The 3,073-nt window shown below is 71.2% G+C and carries 3 protein-coding genes; all 3 read right to left on the bottom strand.

Annotation, left to right across the window (positions count from 1 at the left end):
- Window positions 1-95 precede the first annotated feature (95 nt).
- The 3 genes from QH283_RS26220 to QH283_RS26210 all read right to left on the bottom strand — a co-directional run bounded on the left by QH283_RS26220 (window position 96) and on the right by QH283_RS26210 (window position 2,774).
- Window positions 96-821, bottom strand: a complete 726-nt coding sequence (locus QH283_RS26220) for a thioesterase family protein (protein ID WP_280505607.1) — start codon at window positions 819-821, stop codon at window positions 96-98.
- A gap of 153 nt (window positions 822-974) precedes the next feature.
- Complete coding sequence (locus QH283_RS26215) at window positions 975-1,847, bottom strand: TIGR03619 family F420-dependent LLM class oxidoreductase (protein WP_280505606.1); 873 nt, start codon at window positions 1,845-1,847, stop codon at window positions 975-977.
- A gap of 129 nt (window positions 1,848-1,976) precedes the next feature.
- On the bottom strand, window positions 1,977-2,774 hold the full coding sequence (locus tag QH283_RS26210) for a HugZ family protein (RefSeq protein ID WP_280505605.1): 798 nt from the start codon (window positions 2,772-2,774) through the stop codon (window positions 1,977-1,979).
- Window positions 2,775-3,073 lie beyond the last annotated feature (299 nt).

Raw genomic sequence — 3,073 nt, 5'->3', positions numbered from 1 at the left:
GTCATGGGCCAACACTAGGCCACACAGCCGCCCTGACCACGGCATTCGACGCCGGATCTGGCGCGGCGCACACCCGCCCGCGCCGCCGCCCGGCCTCAGGGCACGATGGCCAGCTGCCGCGACTGCGCCACCAGCGCGCCGGTGCTGTCCCAGAGTTCGAAATCCTCTTCGTGAAAGCCGTTCACCAGGTGCCTGGTACTCACCCGGGCCGCCAGCCAGCCCGGCGCGGGACGCCTGCGGATGTGCGCGGTCAGCTCCACCGTCGACGACGCCCGCACCCCGTGGTCGAAGATCACCGGGGGAGCGGCGTCCACCAGCGCGGCCAACGCGATCGGATCCGCGTCCCGCCCGTCGGTGAACCGCATCCAGAACTCCCAGCGCTCGGCCCGGCCCAGCTCGCCACCCCAGAAACCGCGCAGCTGCGGCATCCTGAACTCCACCCGCTCACCGATCCCGGTCTGGGCGACCTTCCCGCGCCCGGTCACCGGGTCGACGCACTCCTCCGGCGCGGGCAGCTCGGGGGCCACTCCCAGCTCGATCGTCTGCCCCTCGGCCGCCGCCAGATCGGTGAACGTGGCCAGGACCCGGATGATCTCCTTGCCCTCGCGCAGCAGGGTCGCCGCGCCCGTCCCGGTCCGGCGGCCGATACGCGCCGTCTCGGTCTCCACCCGCGCCGGACCCGGCGTGCCGGGACGCAGGTAGTGCGCCGACACCGACAACAGATCCGGCTGCGGCACCTCCCCGCGCAGCGCCCGCACACACACGGCGAGCAGATACCCGCCGTTGGCGGTGCCCGCCGGGGTGTTCCAGCGGTCGGTCAGCTCCAGCTCATAGGTGTGGTCACCGACCCGGGTGCTCGCGGTGTCGCTGTCGAAGGCGAAGGGCGCGGTCGTGGTGATCGTTTTACTTTCCCGGACTCACGACGATCATGACGCATCACCCCACCGCCCCGCCGACGCGGCATCTGCGCGCGTTCAACCGACCCGGGCGATCACCTTCTCCGCGAACCGCGACAGATGCGCGATCTTCGTCTCCAGCGGCTCGGTGTCCCGATCCCGGGTGTACGGATACCGGAATCCGACGATCACATCGGTCACGCCCTTGTCCTCGAGCCGTTTCACCCCGTCGACGGTGAATCCGTCCATGGAGATCACGTGCACCTCGAAGTCCTTGCGGGCGCCGTACTCCGCGCGCAGCGCGTCCAGTTCGCCGAGCAGCCGGTCCAGCTCCTCCGGGTCGCCGCCCGCGTGCATCCAGCCGTCGCCGCGCTCCGCGGCCCGCCGCAGCGCCGCCTTGGAGTGCCCGCCGATCAGGATCGGGATCGGCTCGGTCGGCACCGGATCGATCTTGATCGGCGGCAGGTCGTAGAACTCGCCGTGGAACTCGAAATACCCGCCTGCGGTCAGGCCGCGCACGATGTCGATGCACTCGTCCATCCGCTTGCCGCGCCGCTCGAACGGCACGTCCATGATGGCGAAATCGTCCGGCCACGGACTGATGCCGACGCCGAGGCCGAGCCGGTCGCCGCTCAACGCCGCCACCGACGCCGCCTGCTTGGCCACCAGCACCGGCGGACGGATCGGCAGCTTCACCACGAACGGCGTCAGCCGCAGCGTCGTGGTCGCGGCCGCGATCGCCGACGACAGCACGAACGCCTCGGGAAACGGCTTGTCCTCCAGGAATTCCCGGCTGCCGTCCGGGGTGTAGGGATAGGTGGCGTCGGAGTCGCGCGGATAGGCGATGCTGTCGGCGATCGTCATCGAGGTGTATCCGGCCGCCTCCGCGGCGCGCGCCAGCGGAATGTAGTACGACGGGTCCACCATCGTCTCCGCATAGGTGAATCGCATCCGAACGCCTCCTGTCCCCTCCGGGCAGCGTGATCGCGGCCACACCGTGGCGACCAATCAACCATTTGGTAGGGCGAGGCGGCAAGGCGTCAAGGCGTCAAGGCGTCGACGCCTCGGGGGCGATCCGGCCTATTCCGGGCGCGCCCGCCGGGCCAACTCCACCGTGGCCGCGCGCAACTCGGCCGGCTCGCTGATCGGCTCCACATACCCGACCCGTGTGCGCGCCACCCCGCGCGGCGTCTCCACCCGCAGATCCAACCCGTGCCGGTCCGCCCGCTCGCACCGCGCCGCCGTCGCGTCCGGGTAGCCGCCAAGCACCCGCGCCATGTCCAGCAGCGAGTCGGCGTGATCGTCGTTGAGATGGGCCACCGCCCGTCCCGCGTTCGGCGCCACCCGGTCCGGCTGCGCGGCCGCGTACTCCTCGGCGATCGCCGAATCCATCCGGCCGTATCCGCCGACCCAGCGCACCCGCCGCACGCGCAGCACCCATACCGTGAAGTCGCTGTAGTCGATGTAGTGCTTCGCGGCGGGCACCGCCGCCAGATGCGCGGCCCGCGCCCGTCGCGCTTCCTCGCCCAGCGGTTGCTCCACGACCCCGGCCAGTGTCACCCGCGTGCCGGCCAGCGGATCGGACGGCGCATCCGGCGCGACGATCGACAAGCTCGCCCTCGGATCGGCCGCGAGATTGCGTCCGTGCTCGGCCAGCCGTGACACGCACAGCACCGGGGAACCGTCGAGATCGCCGTAGGTCACGAACGACGCCCACGGCGCACCGTCCGCGCTCAGGCTCGCCAGTGTCGCGGTATTCGTCGACGCCACAACAGTTCTGGCCTCCTCGGCGGGGGAGGGGCGGGCCGGATTCGCCACCGGCGCGGTCGGCTGGGGGACCGAGGGGGCGTCCCCGGGATCACCGTGATCGAGAGTCATGCCCTCCAGCGTCCCCCGCGGGGCGGGGGGGTGGGGAGGGGCGGTGGAGCCCGTCGATCGCCGGCGGAGGAGTCGGCCCCACGGGGGCGGTCGCCGTGGCGGCGTGGCCGGGCGATTCATCCCGGCCACGCAATCCATCTACTTTTCATTCAGAGGACTATATAGATATGCGCATCAAAACATGTCAGCTCACTCTCGGATCGACCTCACCTAACGACCCCCACAACTGCACAAGCAAGGAGGGGAGGGGCGGACCCGCGGGGTGGGGGGGGGGCCCCACCCCCCCCCCCCCGCGGGCG

This window comes from Nocardia farcinica (genome assembly GCF_029867845.1).
Taxonomy (GTDB): Bacteria; Actinomycetota; Actinomycetes; order Mycobacteriales; family Mycobacteriaceae; genus Nocardia; species Nocardia farcinica_A.
The sequence above is the reverse complement of the archived record's forward strand: the minus strand, read 5'-3'. Positions and strand labels throughout refer to the sequence as shown.

Coding starts and splice junctions, on each gene's coding strand:
- QH283_RS26215 (WP_280505606.1), bottom strand. CDS start 1,847: ATGCGATTCACCTATGCGGAGACGATGGTGGACCCGTCGTACTACATT.
- QH283_RS26210 (WP_280505605.1), bottom strand. CDS start 2,774: ATGACTCTCGATCACGGTGATCCCGGGGACGCCCCCTCGGTCCCCCAG.